23 protein-coding genes and 1 pseudogene are annotated in these 18,346 nt (G+C 38.4%); 7 read left to right on the top strand and 17 right to left on the bottom strand.

Annotation, left to right across the window (positions count from 1 at the left end):
• Nucleotides 1-180: 180 nt before the first annotated feature.
• From DDV21_RS08665 to DDV21_RS08650, 3 genes are all read left to right on the top strand, one after another.
• Complete coding sequence (locus DDV21_RS08665; protein ID WP_116878000.1) at nt 181-879, top strand: 3-oxoacyl-ACP reductase; 699 nt, start codon at nt 181-183, stop codon at nt 877-879.
• 340 nt (nt 880-1,219) lie between these two features.
• Nucleotides 1,220-3,580: a DNA translocase FtsK gene (locus tag DDV21_RS08655; protein ID WP_116877998.1), complete on the top strand. Its 2,361-nt coding sequence runs from the start codon at nt 1,220-1,222 to the stop codon at nt 3,578-3,580.
• A 259-nt stretch (nt 3,581-3,839) separates the two neighbouring features.
• Nucleotides 3,840-3,980: a lactococcin family bacteriocin gene (locus DDV21_RS08650; protein ID WP_116877997.1), complete on the top strand. Its 141-nt coding sequence runs from the start codon at nt 3,840-3,842 to the stop codon at nt 3,978-3,980.
• Nucleotides 3,981-3,998: 18 nt separating this feature from the next.
• Here the strand turns inward: DDV21_RS08650 and DDV21_RS08645 are convergent, their stop codons facing one another.
• The 15 genes from DDV21_RS08645 to DDV21_RS08565 form a co-directional block, all read right to left on the bottom strand.
• Nucleotides 3,999-5,306, bottom strand: a complete 1,308-nt coding sequence (locus DDV21_RS08645; protein WP_116877996.1) for a sensor histidine kinase — start codon at nt 5,304-5,306, stop codon at nt 3,999-4,001.
• 7 nt (nt 5,307-5,313) lie between these two features.
• Complete coding sequence (locus DDV21_RS08640) at nt 5,314-6,045, bottom strand: response regulator transcription factor (RefSeq protein ID WP_116877995.1); 732 nt, start codon at nt 6,043-6,045, stop codon at nt 5,314-5,316.
• A 378-nt stretch (nt 6,046-6,423) separates the two neighbouring features.
• Complete coding sequence (locus DDV21_RS08635) at nt 6,424-7,395, bottom strand: DUF6568 family protein (RefSeq protein ID WP_116877994.1); 972 nt, start codon at nt 7,393-7,395, stop codon at nt 6,424-6,426.
• Nucleotides 7,396-7,495: 100 nt separating this feature from the next.
• The gene (locus tag DDV21_RS08630) at nt 7,496-7,780 is read right to left on the bottom strand and encodes a hypothetical protein (protein WP_116877993.1); all 285 of its coding nucleotides are present in this window, start codon (nt 7,778-7,780) and stop codon (nt 7,496-7,498) included.
• 747 nt (nt 7,781-8,527) lie between these two features.
• On the bottom strand, nt 8,528-8,836 hold the full coding sequence (locus DDV21_RS08620) for a bacteriocin immunity protein (RefSeq protein WP_116877991.1): 309 nt from the start codon (nt 8,834-8,836) through the stop codon (nt 8,528-8,530).
• Complete coding sequence (locus DDV21_RS08615) at nt 8,836-9,093, bottom strand: garvicin Q family class II bacteriocin (RefSeq protein ID WP_116877990.1); 258 nt, start codon at nt 9,091-9,093, stop codon at nt 8,836-8,838. Before DDV21_RS08615 ends, DDV21_RS08620 begins: the two co-directional genes overlap by 1 nt.
• A 371-nt stretch (nt 9,094-9,464) precedes the next feature.
• A complete protein-coding gene (locus DDV21_RS11950; RefSeq protein WP_241964717.1) occupies nt 9,465-9,533 on the bottom strand; it encodes a hypothetical protein in 69 nt (22 codons plus the stop codon).
• Between the two features lie 522 nt (nt 9,534-10,055).
• Entirely contained in the window at nt 10,056-10,364 is a 309-nt protein-coding gene (locus DDV21_RS08605; RefSeq protein WP_116877989.1) for a bacteriocin immunity family protein, read from the bottom strand.
• Nucleotides 10,365-10,622: 258 nt separating this feature from the next.
• Nucleotides 10,623-10,814, bottom strand: a complete 192-nt coding sequence (locus tag DDV21_RS08595; RefSeq protein ID WP_116877988.1) for a bacteriocin — start codon at nt 10,812-10,814, stop codon at nt 10,623-10,625.
• Between the two features lie 23 nt (nt 10,815-10,837).
• Nucleotides 10,838-11,071 carry a Blp family class II bacteriocin gene (locus tag DDV21_RS08590; protein WP_116877987.1) on the bottom strand — a complete coding sequence of 78 codons (234 nt, stop codon included), beginning with the start codon at nt 11,069-11,071 and terminating at the stop codon, nt 10,838-10,840.
• Between the two features lie 203 nt (nt 11,072-11,274).
• Nucleotides 11,275-11,571, bottom strand: coding sequence for a bacteriocin immunity protein (locus tag DDV21_RS08585; protein ID WP_116877986.1), 297 nt, complete (start codon nt 11,569-11,571; stop codon nt 11,275-11,277).
• Nucleotides 11,571-11,789: a leucocin A/sakacin P family class II bacteriocin gene (locus DDV21_RS08580; RefSeq protein WP_116877985.1), complete on the bottom strand. Its 219-nt coding sequence runs from the start codon at nt 11,787-11,789 to the stop codon at nt 11,571-11,573. The genes DDV21_RS08585 and DDV21_RS08580 overlap by 1 nt, the downstream gene beginning before the upstream one ends.
• 262 nt (nt 11,790-12,051) lie before the next feature.
• Nucleotides 12,052-12,438, bottom strand: coding sequence for a hypothetical protein (locus DDV21_RS08575; protein ID WP_241964663.1), 387 nt, complete (start codon nt 12,436-12,438; stop codon nt 12,052-12,054).
• Nucleotides 12,439-12,441: 3 nt separating this feature from the next.
• On the bottom strand, nt 12,442-12,672 hold the full coding sequence (locus DDV21_RS08570) for a Blp family class II bacteriocin (RefSeq protein ID WP_116877984.1): 231 nt from the start codon (nt 12,670-12,672) through the stop codon (nt 12,442-12,444).
• A gap of 19 nt (nt 12,673-12,691) precedes the next feature.
• On the bottom strand, nt 12,692-12,919 hold the full coding sequence (locus tag DDV21_RS08565; protein ID WP_116877983.1) for a Blp family class II bacteriocin: 228 nt from the start codon (nt 12,917-12,919) through the stop codon (nt 12,692-12,694).
• A 175-nt stretch (nt 12,920-13,094) separates the two neighbouring features.
• Here DDV21_RS08565 and DDV21_RS11945 point away from each other — a divergent pair.
• Nucleotides 13,095-13,256 (top strand): annotated as a pseudogene (locus DDV21_RS11945) (IS3-like element ISLgar1 family transposase); the annotation flags it as partial.
• 186 nt (nt 13,257-13,442) lie between these two features.
• On the opposite strand, the gene DDV21_RS08560 reads toward DDV21_RS11945, so the two are convergent.
• A complete protein-coding gene (locus DDV21_RS08560; protein ID WP_116877982.1) occupies nt 13,443-13,754 on the bottom strand; it encodes a hypothetical protein in 312 nt (103 codons plus the stop codon).
• A gap of 89 nt (nt 13,755-13,843) precedes the next feature.
• Nucleotides 13,844-14,080, bottom strand: coding sequence for a ComC/BlpC family peptide pheromone/bacteriocin (locus DDV21_RS08555; RefSeq protein ID WP_116877981.1), 237 nt, complete (start codon nt 14,078-14,080; stop codon nt 13,844-13,846).
• Between the two features lie 227 nt (nt 14,081-14,307).
• Between DDV21_RS08555 and DDV21_RS08550 the strand changes: the two genes are divergently transcribed.
• The 3 genes from DDV21_RS08550 (at nt 14,308) to DDV21_RS08540 (ending at nt 18,218) form a co-directional block, all read left to right on the top strand.
• A complete protein-coding gene (locus DDV21_RS08550) occupies nt 14,308-14,568 on the top strand; it encodes a hypothetical protein (RefSeq protein WP_241964662.1) in 261 nt (86 codons plus the stop codon).
• A gap of 108 nt (nt 14,569-14,676) precedes the next feature.
• Entirely contained in the window at nt 14,677-16,824 is a 2,148-nt protein-coding gene (locus DDV21_RS08545; RefSeq protein WP_116877980.1) for a peptide cleavage/export ABC transporter, read from the top strand.
• Nucleotides 16,825-16,835: 11 nt separating this feature from the next.
• Nucleotides 16,836-18,218: a bacteriocin secretion accessory protein gene (locus tag DDV21_RS08540; protein ID WP_116877979.1), complete on the top strand. Its 1,383-nt coding sequence runs from the start codon at nt 16,836-16,838 to the stop codon at nt 18,216-18,218.
• The last annotated feature ends 128 nt before the right edge of the window (nt 18,219-18,346 follow it).

Here is an 18,346-nt window from a genome sequence, read left to right as displayed (position 1 = left end):
GGCGGCTATGTTTGTTTTAAAACACCACCCTCTTTTCAGCTTCTGCAGTTTTGAGGTATAATAAATAGAAATAAGAATCTGATCTTTTACTGAATTTCAGACTGTGGTTCAATTTTGCTGTCCATTTATCGTTCTGCAACAAGTGTGTGCAAACAGTCTAAGAAGAAGAGGAGTAGATGCATGACTAAAAGTGTTCTTATCACAGGTGTTTCCTCAGGTATCGGTCTGGCGCAGGCCAAGCTGTTCCTGGAAAAAGGCTGCAGGGTGTACGGTGTTGATAAAGGAGCTGATCCAGCTCTACAGGGGGCCTTTCAGTTTTTGCGCCTCGATTTAACAGAAGATTTAACGGCATTGTATGGTCTCGTTCCGGAGGTGGATATTTTGTGCAACACAGCAGGAATTCTCGATCAGTATAAACCTTTGCTTGAATTGTCAGAAGAGGATTTTGAGTTAGTTTTTCGTACGGATTTTTGGGCTGCTGTTCAGCTTATCCGGCATTATCTGCCCAAAATGATTAAGAAAAGAGCAGGCATTATTATCAATATGTGTTCAATCGCCAGCTTTTTAGCTGGGGGCGGCGGTGCGGCCTATACCAGTGCAAAACATGCATTGGCGGGTCTGACACGGCAGCTGGCGCTGGATTATGCTAAAGATAATATTCAGGTTTTTGGCATTGCACCAGGAGCTGTAAAAACGGCGATGACGGCTGATGATTTTGAAACAGGAGGGGCTGCCGGCTGGGTAGCTGCTGAAACCCCAATTGGACGCTGGACAGAGCCATCCGAAATTGCCGAATTGACCCTATTTTTAGCTTCAGGAAAAGCACAGTCTCTGCAGGGAGAAATTATCAAGGCTGATGGAGGGTGGTCTCTGAAATAGCAGCCTTCTGGAAAGTTAACTGATTGACATTTTTGACGAAGTTGATTCTTCTGACAAAGCAGAGCTGAGTCAAACAGCTGATTTCTTCAGAAAAATCGAGATAAAATGACTTAAAGAAGCAGTCCGCCTGCAAAACACTGCTATAATGTGATGTTTAAATATGCTGTTACCAAAAGATACAGGACTGGCAGAGCTGACAGCAGTACAGCGTTTCCTTTGAAAAATAAGAATAGAAGCAGCTACAGCTATTTTTGTTTTCAAAAGTCTGTATCTCTATTGCTGGAAGCAAGCTGCTTATTCTTCATTTTATAAAAAGATGTAAAAATGCTATAATGAAATCATGGCTAAAGCAAAGAATAGAAAAAAAGGCCGTTCAGGGAAACGGCTGACAAAAGCAGAAAAAGAAAGAAGAAAAGCAATTAAGAGAATGGCTGTTTCTGTCCTGACAGCCCTAATTCTCTTTTTTGCGGTGATTCGTTTAGGATTTTTTGGAATAACAGTCTATAACTTAGTGCGTGTCTTTGTTGGGAGTTTGGCCTATCTGGTCATTTTTGCCATCCTTATCTACCTGTTTGCCTTTAAATGGCTGAAAAAATTTGAAGGTTTAGCAGGTGGTTTTGTGGTAACTTTGATCGGTCTGCTGCTGGAATGGCATGCCTATCTTTTCTCCTTAGCGGCTTACAGAGAAAAGCCGGTCTTTGAAACGACTATCAATCTTCTTTTAAAAGAGGTCCTTAATGCTCAAGTCAAGCAATTTACAGGCGGAGGGCTGATTGGCGCAGTTTTGTACAAGCCGGTAGCTTTCCTTTTCTCCAATATTGGCTCTTTTCTTATCGGAGCGCTTTTTATCATTTTGGGGCTTTTTTTAATGAGTCCTTGGGATATTTACGATATCACCGACTTTTTTAAAAAAAGCCTGCAAAAATGGCAAAGCCGGCATGAGCGTAAGAAGCAAGAACGCTTTTTAAAACGTGAGGAAAGAAAAGCAGCAGAGCGTGAGCTGGCTGAAAAAGAGGCTTCAGAAGCTTTGCAGGCCGCTTTGGAAAATGAAACAGCTCAAGGAGTGTCTCCTCCTGCTTATCCAGAAGAACCTGAGATTATTGCTTATGATAATGGCTATGGCGCCGATCTCTTCGAAACTGCCCCTATTCCGGAAAGTTCTGCTTTTGATTTGGATCAGCTGGCTGATGGCGATAACCACCGGCAGACCCTTTCGGCTGAGGAAGCAGATGCCGGCGATGAGGCTGTTGAGGTTGACTTCACTCCCAAAGCTCCTTTGGTTTACAAACTGCCTTCAATTGAACTTTTTGCGCCGGATAAGCCTAAAAATCAGACAAAAGAAAAGACCTTGGTGCGCAAAAATATCAGAATTTTGGAAGAAACTTTTGCCAGTTTTGGGATTAAAGTCAGCGTTGAGCGTGCCGAAATCGGTCCTTCTGTAACCAAATATGAGGTTAAACCAGCTGTGGGCGTACGGGTTAACCGAATCGCTAATCTGGCAGATGATTTGGCCTTGGCACTGGCTGCTAAGGATGTCCGGATTGAAGCCCCTATTCCCGGGAAATCTCTTGTGGGTATTGAAGTGCCTAATTCGGAGATTGCGACGGTCAGTTTTAGGGAACTTTGGGAACAGGCTGATACTAATCCGGAGAATCTACTGGAGGTGCCACTGGGCAAGGCTGTTAACGGCGCGGCCCGCAGCTTTGACCTGACCCGCATGCCTCACCTGCTGGTTGCTGGGTCGACTGGATCGGGAAAATCTGTTGCTGTTAACGGTATTATAGCCAGTATCCTGATGAAGGCACGGCCAGACCAAGTTAAATTTATGATGATTGACCCCAAGATGGTTGAGCTGTCTGTCTACAACGACATTCCGCATCTGCTGATTCCGGTCGTGACTAATCCGCGTAAGGCCAGCAAGGCCCTGCAGAAGGTCGTTGACGAGATGGAGAACCGCTATGAATTGTTCAGTCACTTTGGAGTGCGTAATATCGGAAGCTATAATGCTAAGGTAGAGGCTCATAATGCTAAGTCAGCAGAGAAAGAAATTCCTCTGCCCTTGATTGTTGTCATTGTGGATGAGCTTGCGGATTTGATGATGGTGGCCAGCAAAGAAGTGGAGGATGCCATTATCCGCCTGGGACAGAAGGCGCGTGCCGCCGGTATTCATATGATCCTTGCCACCCAGCGTCCGTCAGTTGATGTTATTTCTGGGCTGATCAAGGCCAATGTTCCGTCGCGTATCGCTTTTGCGGTATCCAGCGGAACAGACAGCCGGACGATCCTGGATGCGAATGGAGCAGAAAAACTGCTGGGCCGAGGAGATATGCTCTTCAGTCCTATAGGCGAAAACCATCCGGTTCGCCTGCAGGGATCCTTTATCTCTGATGATGATGTTGAGCGAATTGTCAGCTTTGTCAAGGATCAGGCTGAAGCTGATTATGATGATAGCTTTGATCCGGGAGAAGTGTCGGAAGCGGATGATTTTTCCGAAGACAAGGACGATCAGGGAGATCCGCTGTTTGCTCAGGCTAAGGCCTTAGTGCTGGAAACGCAGAAAGCCAGTGCTTCCATGCTTCAGCGCAGACTTTCGGTCGGTTTCAACAGAGCAACGCGCCTGATGGATGAATTGGAAGAAGCAGGAGTTATTGGACCTGCGGAAGGAACCAAACCGAGAAAAGTTTTGATGACGAATCAATAAGGTTTTTGCCAGCCGCAAGGGAAAAACGTGTTTTTCCCTAGTGCTGTACCAATGTAACCTTTATGCCTGAGAAACCCATTTTCTTAATGGTTTGGCAGGAATGTCTTGCACCGCGTCGGCAGGCAGCCTTTTCACTAAGATTTTAAGCCGTGTTCCAGAACGCTTAGTTACCGTTTACGACCTAAAAACGACCGTTTATGACTGGATTATTTTCTTAGTGTTTTTTCTGTTATAATAGCGGCATTGGGAGGCTAATAAGATGAAACAGGATAAAAAATTTAAAGAACTGAGCCAATCTGAGTTAGAGGAGACGGTCGGAGGAAACAGCAAAAACGTTTTGCTGACCGGTCCCTTTGATTGGTTGAAAAATTTTCAAAATAAAGCTAAAAAACAAACTTAGATAAAAATCATTCGGCTTTTAGTCGAATGATTTTTTGATACATACAGTCTGTCTAAAATGGTAATTTTTACTTGATGTCTGCACGGACACGTTTGAATAGCGTTTTAACATTTGGTTAACCGTCTTAAGTCCCACACCGCGTCCGAAGCCTCTGCTTGAATAATTCTTTTGATAAATCACTTCTACAGGAACCCGCTCTTCTTTCGTAGTATTATCTACGATTAAGATATAATCATCTTCCTGATAAAAACAAGCAATTGTTATTGCTGGTTTTTCGGCTTCCAAGGCGGCTTCAATAGCATTATCGCACAAAATAGACAGCAGGCGAACATAATCCAGCAAAGGAATGTCCGGAGTTCCAATCTTGTCTTTAACTTCAAGTTCAACCTCGATATGATAAGATTCTGCTTCTAACACTTTAGCTGATAAAAGACTTTTTACAGCATCACTCTCAATATTAATCAATCGTCCGATATCAAATTTTTTATTTTGAATAAGGTGTCCGGATTCTTTTAACACAGAATGATAAATATTTCGTACCATATCCATGTTATTTTGATCGATTCCTGCTTTTAGGCTGGCTAAAATATTGGCATAATCATGGCGAAAAGCTCTTAATTCTTCGTATAATCCTTCAATTTGTTTACTGTATACTGATAAAGAGTGTAATTCATACTCACGTGCTGCTGCGACTTCCTTTTCCAGCCAATTCTGATAAGAACGGTTCATATAAAATAACATTAAGAGAAAGAAAATAAAGTACAGAGCGACCAGCCACTGACGGTAAAGCAAAGTTGAAACTCCACCTTGAAATTCGACTCCTGTCAAAAATTCTATAGCTATATAGTAAAATATCATGGTTATATTGGTAAATATCAAAATTTTTCTTAGCTTTTTTATTTCACTCAACATGATGAAAGTCTGAAAATTAATTTTGGAAAGTTTTACCGTTAAGAAATATATTATTATTACTGAAATTTCTGTAATGATAAACAATTCATCATTCTTACTTAAGTCTATATAATTAAGATGAAATATGGGGAAGATAAAAAAGCTGATTATCCTAATGATAATACTTTCAATAACCCACGTAAAACTCCCATAAAAAACATACAAAGAGAAAGGCAGTGTTTTATCTTTCCAATAAGATAAAAGCATCAAGATTAAGATTCTGCCGATAATAGTATAAAACCATGTAAAATCAATAATAAAGAAAGATAGAGCTATTGCTAGCATTTCCCATGCTTTTAATTTTTCGCCTCTAACATTGGAGTAAATCAGCATAACTACAGGATAATAAGCTAATTCACTTAGATAATGACTCACTGTCTTCTCACCTCATCTCGTTTAAGAGAGTTTTTACTTTTTCTCTGGAAACTAGGCAGTAATTCCCTGTTTCAAAGTAGGCAGTCCGTGTTCTTTTGTCAAATCTTGTGACATTATCTGCATTGATAACAAAAGAGCGGTGGCATTTGAAGAGACGTTTATCCGATTTAGCAACCTCAGCTATAGTAGCATAAAACTCAATCCTGTCAGTTTTTGTATGCAAGATGACGCGATGTACAGCAGGAGATGTCTCAAAATATAGGATATCGCTATAAGGGACGCGTACCCGCGCTTTTGACGTTTCAAATAAATAAGAATTTTCGCCAAAATTGCCAGTCTGATGTTTTATGGCTTCCTTTAAACACAGCTCTACCCGCGCTCTGAACGTTTGATCACTCACATTTTTATCAATAAAATCAATGGCGCCCACCAAAGACTGATAGGTTATAGGCATAAATTCTGAATGACTTGTGACAAAAACAATAATCGCTGTTGCATCTTTTTCGCGAATAGCCTTGGCAACATCTATGCCTTGTTTTTCATCCTCTTTAATTTCCAAGTCCAGAAAGAAAATTTGGTGTTCGCCCTTTTCAGATGCTTTAGCAATAATATCTTTTGAAGAATCGAAAACCTCTAATCTTTGGTAATCCCAGTGATTTTTGGACATGATCTTTTCAATTTCGCGCTCCATACGGAACTGCTGAATGATATCATCTTCCAGTATATAAATATCTAACATAAACCTTCCCTAACATTCATCAATATAATGGTTTCTTTGCTTTGACAGCTTTAATGTGCACATCATGCCTGAATCGCTTCTCAGCACTTATCTATAAAAGCCGCTATGGCGTATCTATCCGCTGATCATCGTTTGTTATCTGCTGAGGAGACTGCGAGGCCCCCAGCAGTCCATTCAAAAGCCTTTCTGCCAGCTGTCCATTTTAACTGTTTCATTCCCCTCTGCCATATTATCTAAGGGAGCTTACAGTCAAAAAACCTTTAACTCGTAACTCATCAAATAAGGACACAATAGCTGTTCCTATTGTAACATAAACGAGATACAGCTCATTTCCTAGAGCTTAAAATAGTCTTAAGAGGGTATTTCAGTTTTATAATATCATTCACCTTTCTTTAAATTTTTGGGGGTTCGTTTTAGGAAAATGAATCCTAAAGCAGAAATCATAAAACCGTAAAAGGAAAATCTGCTGGCATTGGCCCCTAAGTGCGGTAAAATCGGCTTTTTTTCTATGCTGATGTCTTGTACGTGTACTTGCGGGAGATGTTTATGCTCTAAGCTTACCGGTGCTGCTTTGGCAGTGTCCGCGGTTTCTTGAGATTGAGATAAAGCAGCAGGTGTCCTGGGAGCATTGCTGTCTAAGTTATCCCTCGCTGTTGCCAGTGTCTCACCTGCAGTATCAGCTGGTTCAGATTCTTCCGCCCTAGCTGCTGGAGTATCATTATAGAACAGATGCTCATAGAGTTTTTGACCGGAAATACCGCTGCCAATCCAAGCGCTCACCATTTTTCCATTTTGTAAACGAATGACGGTAGGTGTCCCCGGAATGCCAACCGTGGCGTAAAGAAAATGTTTGGCTTCTTCGTCAAAATCTTCGCCATCAGTATTGTAATATTCCAAGCGCTTATCAATTAAGCTGTTGAATACTTTTAAAGCCGGTGAGAACTGACGGCAGTGGTAGCATGTCGGGCGTCCGATATAAATCACATGCTCTTTTCCGTCCTCTGTGAACATGGGATAAACTTCAGTAATCGGAACGTGATTAAAAGCTGCAGTATTTTCTTCATACTGAGCCATCGTTATTTCCGTTTCTTCGGTTTCCTCTGCCTCGTCAGGTGCAACAGCAGCTGGCGCCTCCTCTTCTGCTGGCAAAGTGGTTCCGTCATAGCTATTTTCAGCGGCTTCACCTCTTGGATCCGCCTCTTCTGATTTTATATTTTCTTCAGTATTGTTAACAGCAACAGCCATATCGGCCGGCTGAATGTTTTCTTCGTCAGCAAATGCAGATGCTGAAACCATAGACACAGCAGCTGATATCAGCAAAAGTATTGTTCTTAAATATCGTTTTGTCATCCTATCTCCTTAAAATTAAATGAACAAAAATAGGCATCCTTTTGATAAAATGCCTATTTTGAAGTCATATTCACAAAAGCTATCAAAATAATGTAAAGCTCTAAATGAGACGATAGTCTTTTTCAAATTTTGCTTTGCTTACCACTTTGCCGTTAGTCAAATCAATAACATCACCAATGTATCCAACGGCGTACATACCGTATCCGAAATTTCGGCTGTCTTTTGACCAATTTGGGTACAAAGCAGGAATTAAAATTCTAAGATGATTATCTAACCAATAAAGATAGTTTTTCGCAAAAGCTTCTGATACCCATGAAGGCTGATTGAGATCATCTTTTGCTATCCTCCAAACTTCTGCCTCTTTATTTTTATAAATAGCTTTCATTACTCCTCCTAAAGATATAAAAACTGCTTAGAAGTTACAGGAATTAGGAGTGCCGCCTGTTCCGTAAGGGGAACAGCTTCGGGGGCCGGCCATTTAATGCCGTTCAATTGTTCTAACCTAATGTCTCTGCAGATGGACAGTTTAAAATAATCTGAAATAAGCTAGATCTCTTAAAGCTTTAAACCATTCAGTATATTCCTTTGAGACACGAATATGATGCTCAGCTACAGCCTTAACAAGGGTCAATGTTTAACCGACTAATGGCAATAGGAACAGAAGCAGTGCTGTCCTGCAGTTCTTTTTGATATGATATCAATAAGTTATGTAACGTTAGACTCTTGCCATCATCGAATGAGACAGGCAGTTGCCGTAAAATAGTAAGCACCTCTTCTCGACGTTCTTTGCCGCCCTTAAACCGCCTTAGTTTAACCATCTTAATAAGTTCAGGAAATACAAGGACCGTGTTGCGCCCAGCCATTAACGATAGTGTCAATAGCTGTTTGAAAATTATTTTTTGCAACAGCGTATCTTATTTTTTCCTGTAAATCACCCTTCAATTTTAAAAGAAAAATTGAAGCAGAAACTGCTTAGTTTCTCTCTTAGTGGAATCTATTTTAAAACATAAAACCACTTACTGCTAATCCGCGACCCAAATTTTTTCTTTAATTGACCATATGATGAAATTATAAAATTCTTTCCCAGCTTCAATCTTATTTTTAAAATAAATCATAACAATGATAATATTAACTACTGCCGAATAAATGCCATACTCAAAACAGAACCCCAATAGTATTTCCAACGAGCTTTTTCTAGATATTTTTGTAAGACAACTAACTCATCATTACGATTGGCTTTTCGATATAAAATCTCATCGCAAACTAAAGGATATAATTTATAGGATAAATATGCTATTCTTTCTCCTTTTTCAAGTCCTAAAACACTATTTAATAGAGCTTGGTGAAGTTCTTCACTGATCAACAGAGTAGGGTTATTATAAACTAATTCGATTTGATGATAAAACTCTTTGCGTTTTCTTGCTCTTCGCTTAAATAACATTATGAGCGTCTCCCCCAGCTAGTTGCGTAACCATGAGCACCACCAAGAGACGATCCCCAACCATTTGCGATAACATCTGTTGTAGCTTGAAAGGCTCCTTTAGTAACAACGTATCCCCATTCTCCATTGCTATAGCGGCAAGAATACCCGTTTGCTGCATAGTAAACAGGTCTGCAAACACCAGTTCCTACACCTTCCACTGCTGAAAGCTGTCTATCTGTCATTGTTTCAAATTGTTGCAGTGTTTTTGCTGTCATAGTTAATCTCCTCTTTCTGTTTTATGTTTGTCATCGCGATTGACAATTTTATTTTATCAAAGTTTTATTGTAAAATATGCCCAAGTCATAAATTGTTCATTTTAAGTCGTGAATGGTACATGTAAGTTATTTTTGCATGATGGATTAATCTTAAGCAGCTATTTACCTAAAAAGACAAATAAAATTGTATCCCAGCCAAGATAAATATTTCAAGAGAAGTGAACCAGCACAGGCGGATAAATAGAGCCTGTTTTCTTACAAAAGGAGAGCAAGCACTAAACCCATAACGGCATAATTTTTAAAGAAGCCGAAATAAAAAACGTATGAAAAGAGGTGAGTGATCGAAAAAATGATTGCTGATAATAGACAGTCTAAAAAATACTTTGATTTTTCGAAAAACTCGTCATCAACACACCGCGATAAAGCAGTTCTTCTAATATCGGTCCGATAATAAAAGGCTGAAGGGCAACCAGAATTGCCTGCGGAATTTTTCTGAAAAGACTAAATCAAAATTGGCCTTGCCTCCAACAAACAAAAGCTTTCCGAAATAAATATACAGCACGCCAAAACACAAAGAAATCAAGAGAAAGTCCAATTTTCGAAGTGACTTCAGACTAAAAAGTTCGGGTCTTATCTTCCGTAAATAGATAACTGATCCTATTGTTAAAGCAGATGTCAATATATTAAGAACGGGATAAAAAAAGTTCGCCGAAGACCAATTGAATTTCCAAATAATTAAACTCAGCGCTGTTTCAACACAGAATAAATGGAGACTAATAAAGGAAAGTGCGCCCGATTTAGGAAAAAATACCATTTTCATTTTTTCTTTCATAAACTACCTTTCAAACTAAAAAAGAGGTTGAGCGGAAGCAAGAAAGAGTATTTTCTCTTTTGCTTGATAAACATATAGGTATGGTGCAATGCAGGCAGGAGTAGCTGCCATTTAAGTATTTCTTTTACTGTTAATTGCGAGCAAATGCCATACCCCAGACTGTGCCCCAATAATATTTCCAACGCGTTCTTTCCAGATACTTTTTTAAAACAATCAGTTCGTCATTGCGATTAGATTTATGGTGCAATATTTCATCACTAACAAACGGATATAATTTATAGGCCAAGTAGCTAATACGGTCACCGTTTTCAAGTCCAGCAGCGCTTTCCAGAAGTTCTTGTCGGAGGTCTCCGCTAATCATTAAAGTGGGATTATTATAAACTAATTCGATTTGATGATAAAACTCTTTGCGTTTTCTTGCTCTTCGCTTAAATAACATTATGAGCGTCTCCCCCAGCTAGTTGCGTAACCATGAGCACCACCAAGAGACGACACCCAACCATTTGCGATAACATCTGTTGTGGCTTGAAAAAGCCGTTAAAATGCTGTTGAATAATAAATAATTATCGCAAATAACAGGCTTACTATAAATAACCGGATGTACATTTCTTTATGCTGTTTATCAAACAAATATAAAAAAAAGTATATGAGTGTTTGGACTGTTACAAATCTAATTAATATATTATCAAGCATAATATTAATTGAAATATGCAGAGGCTGCAGCCGAAGTACCACATACAACTGCATATCCTGTAGCGGAAACTGGGCCTCCGGCCCATGCTAAAAGCATCCCACCAAGACACCCACCAACAGCTGCACCGATTTTTCCACCACCTGAAATTAGCTCTAATTCTGAATTACTTATTTCATTAAATTTATTTAAAGTCATTTCTATACATTCCCCTTTCTTTACTATAAACTTGCTCCTACACAGTACAAACCACCTGCGATTGCTCCTACATGCGCTCCCACAAACGCTCCTGGGATTGAAGTAACTCCTAATGTTGCCATGCCACCAACGAATCCTGATCCGGCCCCTGCTAATGCTCCTCCAAAAATTGCATTAACACACGTATTTCCACCTTCCACTGCTGAAAGCTGTCTATCTGTCATTGTTTTAAATTGTTCCAGTGTTTTTGCTGTCATAGTTAATTTCCTCTTTCTGTTTTATGTTTGTCATCGCGATTGACATTTTTATTGTAAAATATGCCCAAGTCATAAATGGTTCATTTTAAGGCGTGAATGGTAATCTGTCTTGAAAGCAAAAGCTTTAAATAATCTACAGGACTTTTTTGTCCAGTCAAAAAGCTGATAGGACCTGCTATCAGCTTGAAAATACATATAGAATATTAGTATCCATATCTAATATTTGATAAACTTCGCAATTTTTTTAACTGTTTTGATTGTTCTTCAGACAGCTGAATTTTATTCTCTGCTAAAATTTTGGATAACTCTATATGCATTCTGCTTAAGATTAATGGGATAGACGTACCATTTGACTCTAGCTCCTTGCGGTAAGAAATAAAAAAATTTTTTAATGGTCTCAATTTGAAATCTTTGCCAAAAGATTCTAATAAATCATCAATAATAGCTACAGCTTCCTCGCTTCTCTCTTTTCCACCAGAAAACCATCTTAAGTTTGCCATTAGGCAATTCCTCCTGAATGCCATCCGGCATTTCCACCAGTTAGAAGATTCATTGCTGAATTATTTGCAATTGTAGTAGCTGTTTGGGACCAGTTCACCCAACACTTGTTCTCATTGCAATATAACCCATTGCCATAATAAGTCGTCTTTCCACCCTCAACTGCTGAAAGCTGTCTATCTGTCATTGTTTCAAATTGTTCTAGTGTTTTTGCTGTCATAGTTAATCTCCACTTTCTATTTTATGTTTGTCATCGCGATTGACATTTTTATTTTATCAAAGTTTTATTGCAAAATGTGTCCAAGTCATAAATGGTTCATTTTAAGTCGTGAATGGTAATCTGTCTTGAAAACAAAAGTTTTAAATAATCTATAGGACTTTTTTGTCCAGTCAAAAAGCTGATAGGACCAACTATCAGCTTGAAAAATTATCAATGAAAAATAGATGACTGATGTCATACATTCGTATTATCAATTTATCAATTATTTTTTTATGGGGACATTATTTGAACTTATAATAAAACCTATTGTGTAAAACATAACTAAAATATGCCATTCGAAAAATAGCAAGAAAGTATGCTTTTGTACATAATTAACGATAAGTAATAATAAAACCATTAACAAAAACCAAAGTGTTTTTTTTACGTAAGAGATATAATTTTTTAAGCATTGATTTAAGCTTATCCCTTCATGAAGTTTTTTGTAAAAAATAATATGAAGAAGAAGCTCGACAGCTGTACTTGATAATACTAAAAAAACAATTGCAAAAATCGGAATTCCTATTAGAAATCCTGCCCACTCTATCAATAATTCAGACAGGGCTATTGCAGTTAAAACACGAATGTGATTAGTCAAAATAACACCTGCCAAGAATTAATGGGTCCTTAACAAAGCCCATGCCGCGGTACAGTATTGAGCACCGTATATACCACCAGCTATTGCACCAGGGACGTTGCCGATTAAACCGCCAACAGCTGCGCCTCCAGCCGTACAAACTCCTAGTGCTTGTCCAAATTCTCCTGCTGAAATACGATTTCCGCCTTTAATAACAGAAAGTTGGTTGCTATCCAGTAAATTAACTGATTTCAAATTTTTTACACTCATAGTAATAATTCTCCTCTATTTAATGTGGCCAAATTAAACTAGCAGCAGCTCCTCCAGCCGCACATGCTGCATATGCATGAGGTGGTAGAAACATTCCAGCTTGAGCACATAGTACTACCCCCTCGACAGCTCCACCAAATCCTGTCAAAAAAGCATTAGCACTGTTTTTTCCTCCACCTTCAACGGTTGAAAGTTCTGCATTTGTCAATGTAGCAAATTCAAATTGTTCAAAAGTTTTTGTATTCATTTGAATACCTCCCAATAATATTTTGTCGTTGCAACTGACAGATTTTAGTTTAACAGATTGTGAGGTTAATGCACGCCCAAGTCGTAATTTGTTGTTTTTAGGTCGTAAATGGTAAAACTTGGTTAAAACAAAAGCCGATAGACAAAAGTACGCTGTCAGTTCCTAATACCTATAATACATGATTAGACTCATGAATCGGTATGGTGTAGAGGTTGTTCGAAAAAGTCAAAAAAGCTACTATCCTCCTGAACCAAAGTATAAAGTCCTTTTTGAAGGGCGTTCTAAAATGTCACTCTCCCTTGATTATGCGCTTCCTAATAAGAGAATCCTTTCCAATTAGCTAGTACAATACAAGAAAAATGAGTATACTATTGCTAAGAAAACCTTTGCTTAAACAAACGCATTGAAGTCAAACTCAATAAAGACTTAGCTCTGTACAATACAGGGCTAGATCCTTTCAATAATTAATTGTCCAACTTTTTGGGTTAGTATATTTACTTATAGTTTTAGATATAAGTGAGATTTATAGAGAGTCTTCCTCAATAATTTGATAATGTTTCTGAAATTGTTTTTTTGAAACAACACGATGATTAGTAATATCTAAAAAATCTCCGATATATCCCACAGGATAAGAGGCATAGCCAGGATAACTCAATAAGCTGATTTTCAAATTAAATTTCACAGACGGATTGATTCCACTCATAGAAATTACTAATTTATTATTGTTCCATCTCAGATAATTTTGTTTAAAAGCTTGCTGAACCCATACTGGTTGAACATTCGTCTTACTTATTTCCCATACATCAGACAGACGACCCTTATATAATGCTTTCATAATTTACATACCGTATTTCTTTTTGCTAAAAAACTTCTAAATTATCTTTAAAATAACATTATTTAGAAATTTTTACAGACAAATAAATATCAACAAGCATTAGGTGTTCCTCCAGTTCCTCCAGGAGGGCAAGAACGAACAGGACCACGACGTGGATACTTTCCGTTTAATTGATCTACCACTTGACGAGGGTTAACAGGATGCGCAGCATTACCTATAGCACCCAATATATCTCCAATCCATTCCATGCCTCCACCTTTAACGGTTGAAAGTTCTGCATCTGTCAATGTAGCAAATTCAAATTGTTCAAAAGTTTTTGTATTCATTTGAATACCTCCCTCCAAAATAGTTTTGTCGTTGCAACTGACAGGCTTTAGTTTAACAGGTTTTTAGTGCCATGCATGCCCAAAGTCATCATTTGTCGTTTTTAGGTCGTAAACGGTCATTTTTCAGATTTTTTGCCGTTTACGACTGATTTTTAACTTTTTATGATTTTAACAAATCAGCAGTCCTTATTTTGCTACAATAGCTGTTAAAAATAAAAGGAAACATCATGTTTATTTTAAGTAAACTTTTTAATATTTCATTGAATGTGCTATTTATGCTGGAAAAGCTGGAACAAGCATTCGAAAAATGTCTTTTTCCCCTGTCATTACTTTTCTTAGGGATTTCATACCTATTAGCTAAAAGCAATCGGCAATTAGCACTAGTATTCGGTATGATTTCAGCTATTATGATACTTTTTTATCTCATTCTAGGAGCCTACCTTTTTTTACGCATTAAATTTCTTCTTTGGAAAAAACATCAAAAATGATTTTTTTTACCGTTTGCGACCTATTTTTGACTTTTTGCGACTTAAAAATGCTTAGCTTTCTATTTTGTGGCACAATAGTCCCAGTTTATTTTTTAAAAGGGAAGGGCTATGAAAAGATACAAATATGTTAGTCAGATTGATTTACGAGATTGCGGTGTGGCAGCTTTGGCATCAGTTGCCAAGCATTATGGTTCAGATTTCTCACTGGCTCACTTAAGAGAGCTGGCGAAAACAACTAAGGAAGGGACAACAGCCTTAGGTATTGTTGAAGCCGCTAAGAAAATGGGCTTTGAAACACGTGCCGTTCAAGCCAATATGGAACTGTTTGACATGGCTGACATTCCCTGTCCCTTTATTGTTCATGTCAACAAAGAGGGAAAACTTCAGCATTACTATGTTGTTTACAACGTTAAAAAGACTAACCTTATCATCGGTGACCCTGATCCAGCTGTTGGGGTCACTAAAATGTCTAAGGAACATTTTGCTGAAGAATGGACTGGTGTCGCTATCTTTTTAGCGCCCGCTCCATACTACAAGCCTCATAAGGATAAAAAGAATGGTTTAATGAGTTTTTTGCCCATTATTTTTAAGCAAAAAGCCCTGCTGACCTATATTGTGCTCGCCAGCCTCCTAGTCACTTTAATCAATATCATTGGTTCCTATTATTTACAAGGAATTTTAGATGAATATATTCCTAATCAGCTGCAGTCTACTCTTGGTATTGTGTCTATCGGACTGGTTGTTACCTATGTCCTGCAGCAAGTCATGAGTTTTTCGCAGAACTATCTGCTAGTTGTTCTAAGTCAACGCTTGACGATTGATGTGATTTTATCTTATATCCGCCATATTTTTGAATTACCCATGTCCTTTTTTGCGACAAGACGGACTGGTGAGGTCATGTCACGTTTTACCGATGCTAATTCAATTATTGATGCATTGGCTTCGACGATTTTATCGCTGTTTTTAGATGTGAGTATTCTCTTTATTGTCGGAAGTGTCCTTGTCCTTCAAAATACCCATCTCTTTTTTATCACTTTAACAGCATTACCTGTTTATGCCATTATTATTTTGGCTTTTATGAAACCATTTGAACGAATGAACCATGATGTCATGCAGGCAAACGCCATGGTCAGTTCTGCGATTATCGAGGATATAAACGGTATTGAAACAGTTAAATCTCTAACCAGCGAAGAAACGCGTTATCAAAATATTGACAGAGAATTTGTAGATTATCTGGATAAAAGTTTTGCTCTTAACAAATACGAAGCCGTGCAAGGAGCATTAAAACAAGGAGCGCAGCTCATTTTAAACGTTGCTGTTCTTTGGTATGGCTCACGTTTGGTGATAGCTGGCAGTATTTCTGTCGGGCAGCTCATAACTTATAATACGCTTTTGTCCTACTTTACAAGGCCAATGGAGAATATCATCAATCTGCAAACAAAATTACAGTCTGCAAAAGTAGCTAATAAACGCCTAAATGAAGTTTACTTGGTTTCATCTGAATTTGACGGCGGGCAAATTCTTAATGATAAGCAGTTTCTCAAAGGTGATATTATTTTTGACGATGTCTCCTATAAGTACGGTTTCGGCCGTGATACGTTAAGCCATGTTAATCTGCGCATTAAAGAAGGAGAAAAAGTCAGTCTTGTCGGTATTAGTGGTTCTGGTAAGACAACATTAGCTAAGATGATTGTTAATTTTTATACACCAAACCAAGGGCAGATTACTCTCGGGGGATATGATTTAAAAACAATTGATAAAAAAGCACTTCGACATTATATTAATTATTTGCCGCAGCAATCTTATGTTTTTTCAGGGACTGTTTTAGAAAATTTAACATTGGGTGCTTCTGATAATATGACACAAGAAGATATTTTTAAAGCCTGTGACATCGCTGAAATTCGTTCTGACATTGAATCTATGCCAATGGCCTACCATACCGAGCTGTCAGATGGCGCAGGTTTATCGGGCGGTCAAAAGCAGCGTTTAGCACTGGCACGCGCTTTGCTGACACAAGCTCCTGTCTTAATTTTAGACGAAGCTACAAGCGGTCTCGATGCCTTAACCGAAAAACGCGTTATCGATAATTTACTGTCCCTCACAGACAGAACCATTATTTTTGTTGCCCATCGTTTGAGTATTGCTGAACGTTCTGACCGTATTATTGTTATAGACCAAGGGCAGGTTGCTGAGGAAGGCTCCCACAGACAACTGATACAAGCTCAAGGCTTCTATGCTCATTTATTTCAAAAATAAGAGGAGAAGAGATGAATCCTAAATTATTTCAATCTGCTGAATTTTATCACAGACGCTATCACAATTTTGCCACCCTTTTAATTATTCCAGTGGCACTGCTGGCTGTTTTTCTCTTCTCTTTTTCCCTTATATGCCAAAAAGAAATTACCATTACCACAATTGGCAGTCTCAGGCCGACTGAGATTATTGATGTTGTTCAGTCAACTAGTAACAATACTGTTTTACTAAATAACCTCGCTGAAAATAAAGTTGTTAAAAAGGGCGACCTGCTTATTCAATACTCCGATAAATTAGAAGACAGTCAACTCAATGCAATTCAGACACAAATTGACAGAGACGGACGGCAGCAAGAGGCTCTAAATAATCTAAAGGAAAGCCTCAAACAAGGAGAAAACCTCTTTACAGATGAAGATGAATTTGGTTATTCAGCAACTGTTGAGCGTTTTCTAAATCAATCTCAAACGATCACTGACCAAGCCTCACAAACCAATGATTCGGTTGCTAAGCAGGAAGCAGGGGTCAATCAAGCAAACACTGCGATAGCTGATCAGATTTCAAATTTGCAAACGCAAATTAACCAATATCAAGAAGTTAAAGATGCTATTCAAACCGATAGATCAAGTGTTTCTGCCGACAACCCATACGCTGCTACCCTAAACAGTTATTTAAGTCAATTGCAAACGCTGAACGATGATGAAAATGCCAACAGTAAAGAGAGTCTTAAGAATCAATTTTTGACAGATCTTCAGGGACAAATTGATGGCATCAATACTTCGATTTCTAGTTTAGAAACACAGGCAGCTTCAAATTATTCAACCGGCAGTTATGATACCAGTGCAAGCAGTCAAATTGAGAGCCTGCGCCAGCAAGAACTCACTCAGGCTGAGCTCCAATTCGTTCAGGTGACACAAGAAAAAGAAAATTTGCAATCACAGCTCGAACAGACAACTCTTTTAAAAGCAGATACGGTATTAAAAGCACAGCAAGATGGTGTTTTGCATATTATTGACGACTATGAAGGACAGACACTTTTGCCTCAAGGACGCCAGATTGCTGAAATTTACCCAGACATTGTTAAAACTCAAAAAGTGGCTATTCGTTATTATGTTGATTCTGCTCATGTCAGTCAATTGAAAAAAGGACAAAAAGTTCGCCTGACATTAGAAAAAATTGGCAATCATTCCACCACTGTGACAGGAAAAATCAGCAAAATTGCCGCTTCAGCCACAAGTACAGAAGAAGGCAATCTGTTTGAGGTTACTGCAACTGCTAGCGTAAAAAAACAAGACAGTTCTAAACTAAAATATGGTTTACAAGGTAAAACAGTCAGTGTTATTGGTAAAAAAAACTTCTTTAATTATTACAAAGACAAACTCTTAAAAGATTTTCAGTAGAAGAGATTACAGGACTGTGTGCCAGGAACCCTCTTATCATTCACTTTACAGGCTCTGGCGGCAAGAAGTCAAAAGCTGTAAAAGTTCGTCGCTGCACCCACTGTTTTTAAAACACTGCGGACATGATG

The organism is Streptococcus chenjunshii (assembly GCF_003086355.1).
Lineage (GTDB): Bacteria > Bacillota > Bacilli > Lactobacillales > Streptococcaceae > Streptococcus > Streptococcus chenjunshii.
This window is presented reverse-complemented; position numbering and strand designations above follow the sequence as displayed.

What these genes read in the sequence shown, in the direction of transcription:
- DDV21_RS08655 (WP_116877998.1), top strand. Translation starts at nt 1,220, where the DNA reads ATGGCTAAAGCAAAGAATAGAAAAAAAGGCCGTTCAGGGAAACGGCTG.
- DDV21_RS08565 (WP_116877983.1), bottom strand. Translation starts at nt 12,919, where the DNA reads ATGAATACAAAAACTTTTGAACAATTTGAATTTGCTACATTGACAAAT.
- DDV21_RS08665 (WP_116878000.1), top strand. Translation starts at nt 181, where the DNA reads ATGACTAAAAGTGTTCTTATCACAGGTGTTTCCTCAGGTATCGGTCTG.
- DDV21_RS08540 (WP_116877979.1), top strand. Translation starts at nt 16,836, where the DNA reads ATGAATCCTAAATTATTTCAATCTGCTGAATTTTATCACAGACGCTAT.
- DDV21_RS08560 (WP_116877982.1), bottom strand. Translation starts at nt 13,754, where the DNA reads ATGAAAGCATTATATAAGGGTCGTCTGTCTGATGTATGGGAAATAAGT.
- DDV21_RS08605 (WP_116877989.1), bottom strand. Translation starts at nt 10,364, where the DNA reads ATGTTATTTAAGCGAAGAGCAAGAAAACGCAAAGAGTTTTATCATCAA.
- DDV21_RS08585 (WP_116877986.1), bottom strand. Translation starts at nt 11,571, where the DNA reads ATGGCAAACTTAAGATGGTTTTCTGGTGGAAAAGAGAGAAGCGAGGAA.
- DDV21_RS08595 (WP_116877988.1), bottom strand. Translation starts at nt 10,814, where the DNA reads ATGACTTTAAATAAATTTAATGAAATAAGTAATTCAGAATTAGAGCTA.
- DDV21_RS08615 (WP_116877990.1), bottom strand. Translation starts at nt 9,093, where the DNA reads ATGACAGCAAAAACACTGCAACAATTTGAAACAATGACAGATAGACAG.
- DDV21_RS08580 (WP_116877985.1), bottom strand. Translation starts at nt 11,789, where the DNA reads ATGACAGCAAAAACACTAGAACAATTTGAAACAATGACAGATAGACAG.
- DDV21_RS08555 (WP_116877981.1), bottom strand. Translation starts at nt 14,080, where the DNA reads ATGAATACAAAAACTTTTGAACAATTTGAATTTGCTACATTGACAGAT.
- DDV21_RS08620 (WP_116877991.1), bottom strand. Translation starts at nt 8,836, where the DNA reads ATGTTATTTAAGCGAAGAGCAAGAAAACGCAAAGAGTTTTATCATCAA.
- DDV21_RS08545 (WP_116877980.1), top strand. Translation starts at nt 14,677, where the DNA reads ATGAAAAGATACAAATATGTTAGTCAGATTGATTTACGAGATTGCGGT.
- DDV21_RS08570 (WP_116877984.1), bottom strand. Translation starts at nt 12,672, where the DNA reads ATGAGTGTAAAAAATTTGAAATCAGTTAATTTACTGGATAGCAACCAA.
- DDV21_RS08635 (WP_116877994.1), bottom strand. Translation starts at nt 7,395, where the DNA reads ATGACAAAACGATATTTAAGAACAATACTTTTGCTGATATCAGCTGCT.
- DDV21_RS08650 (WP_116877997.1), top strand. Translation starts at nt 3,840, where the DNA reads ATGAAACAGGATAAAAAATTTAAAGAACTGAGCCAATCTGAGTTAGAG.
- DDV21_RS08640 (WP_116877995.1), bottom strand. Translation starts at nt 6,045, where the DNA reads ATGTTAGATATTTATATACTGGAAGATGATATCATTCAGCAGTTCCGT.
- DDV21_RS08590 (WP_116877987.1), bottom strand. Translation starts at nt 11,071, where the DNA reads ATGACAGCAAAAACACTGGAACAATTTAAAACAATGACAGATAGACAG.
- DDV21_RS08630 (WP_116877993.1), bottom strand. Translation starts at nt 7,780, where the DNA reads ATGAAAGCTATTTATAAAAATAAAGAGGCAGAAGTTTGGAGGATAGCA.
- DDV21_RS08550 (WP_241964662.1), top strand. Translation starts at nt 14,308, where the DNA reads ATGTTTATTTTAAGTAAACTTTTTAATATTTCATTGAATGTGCTATTT.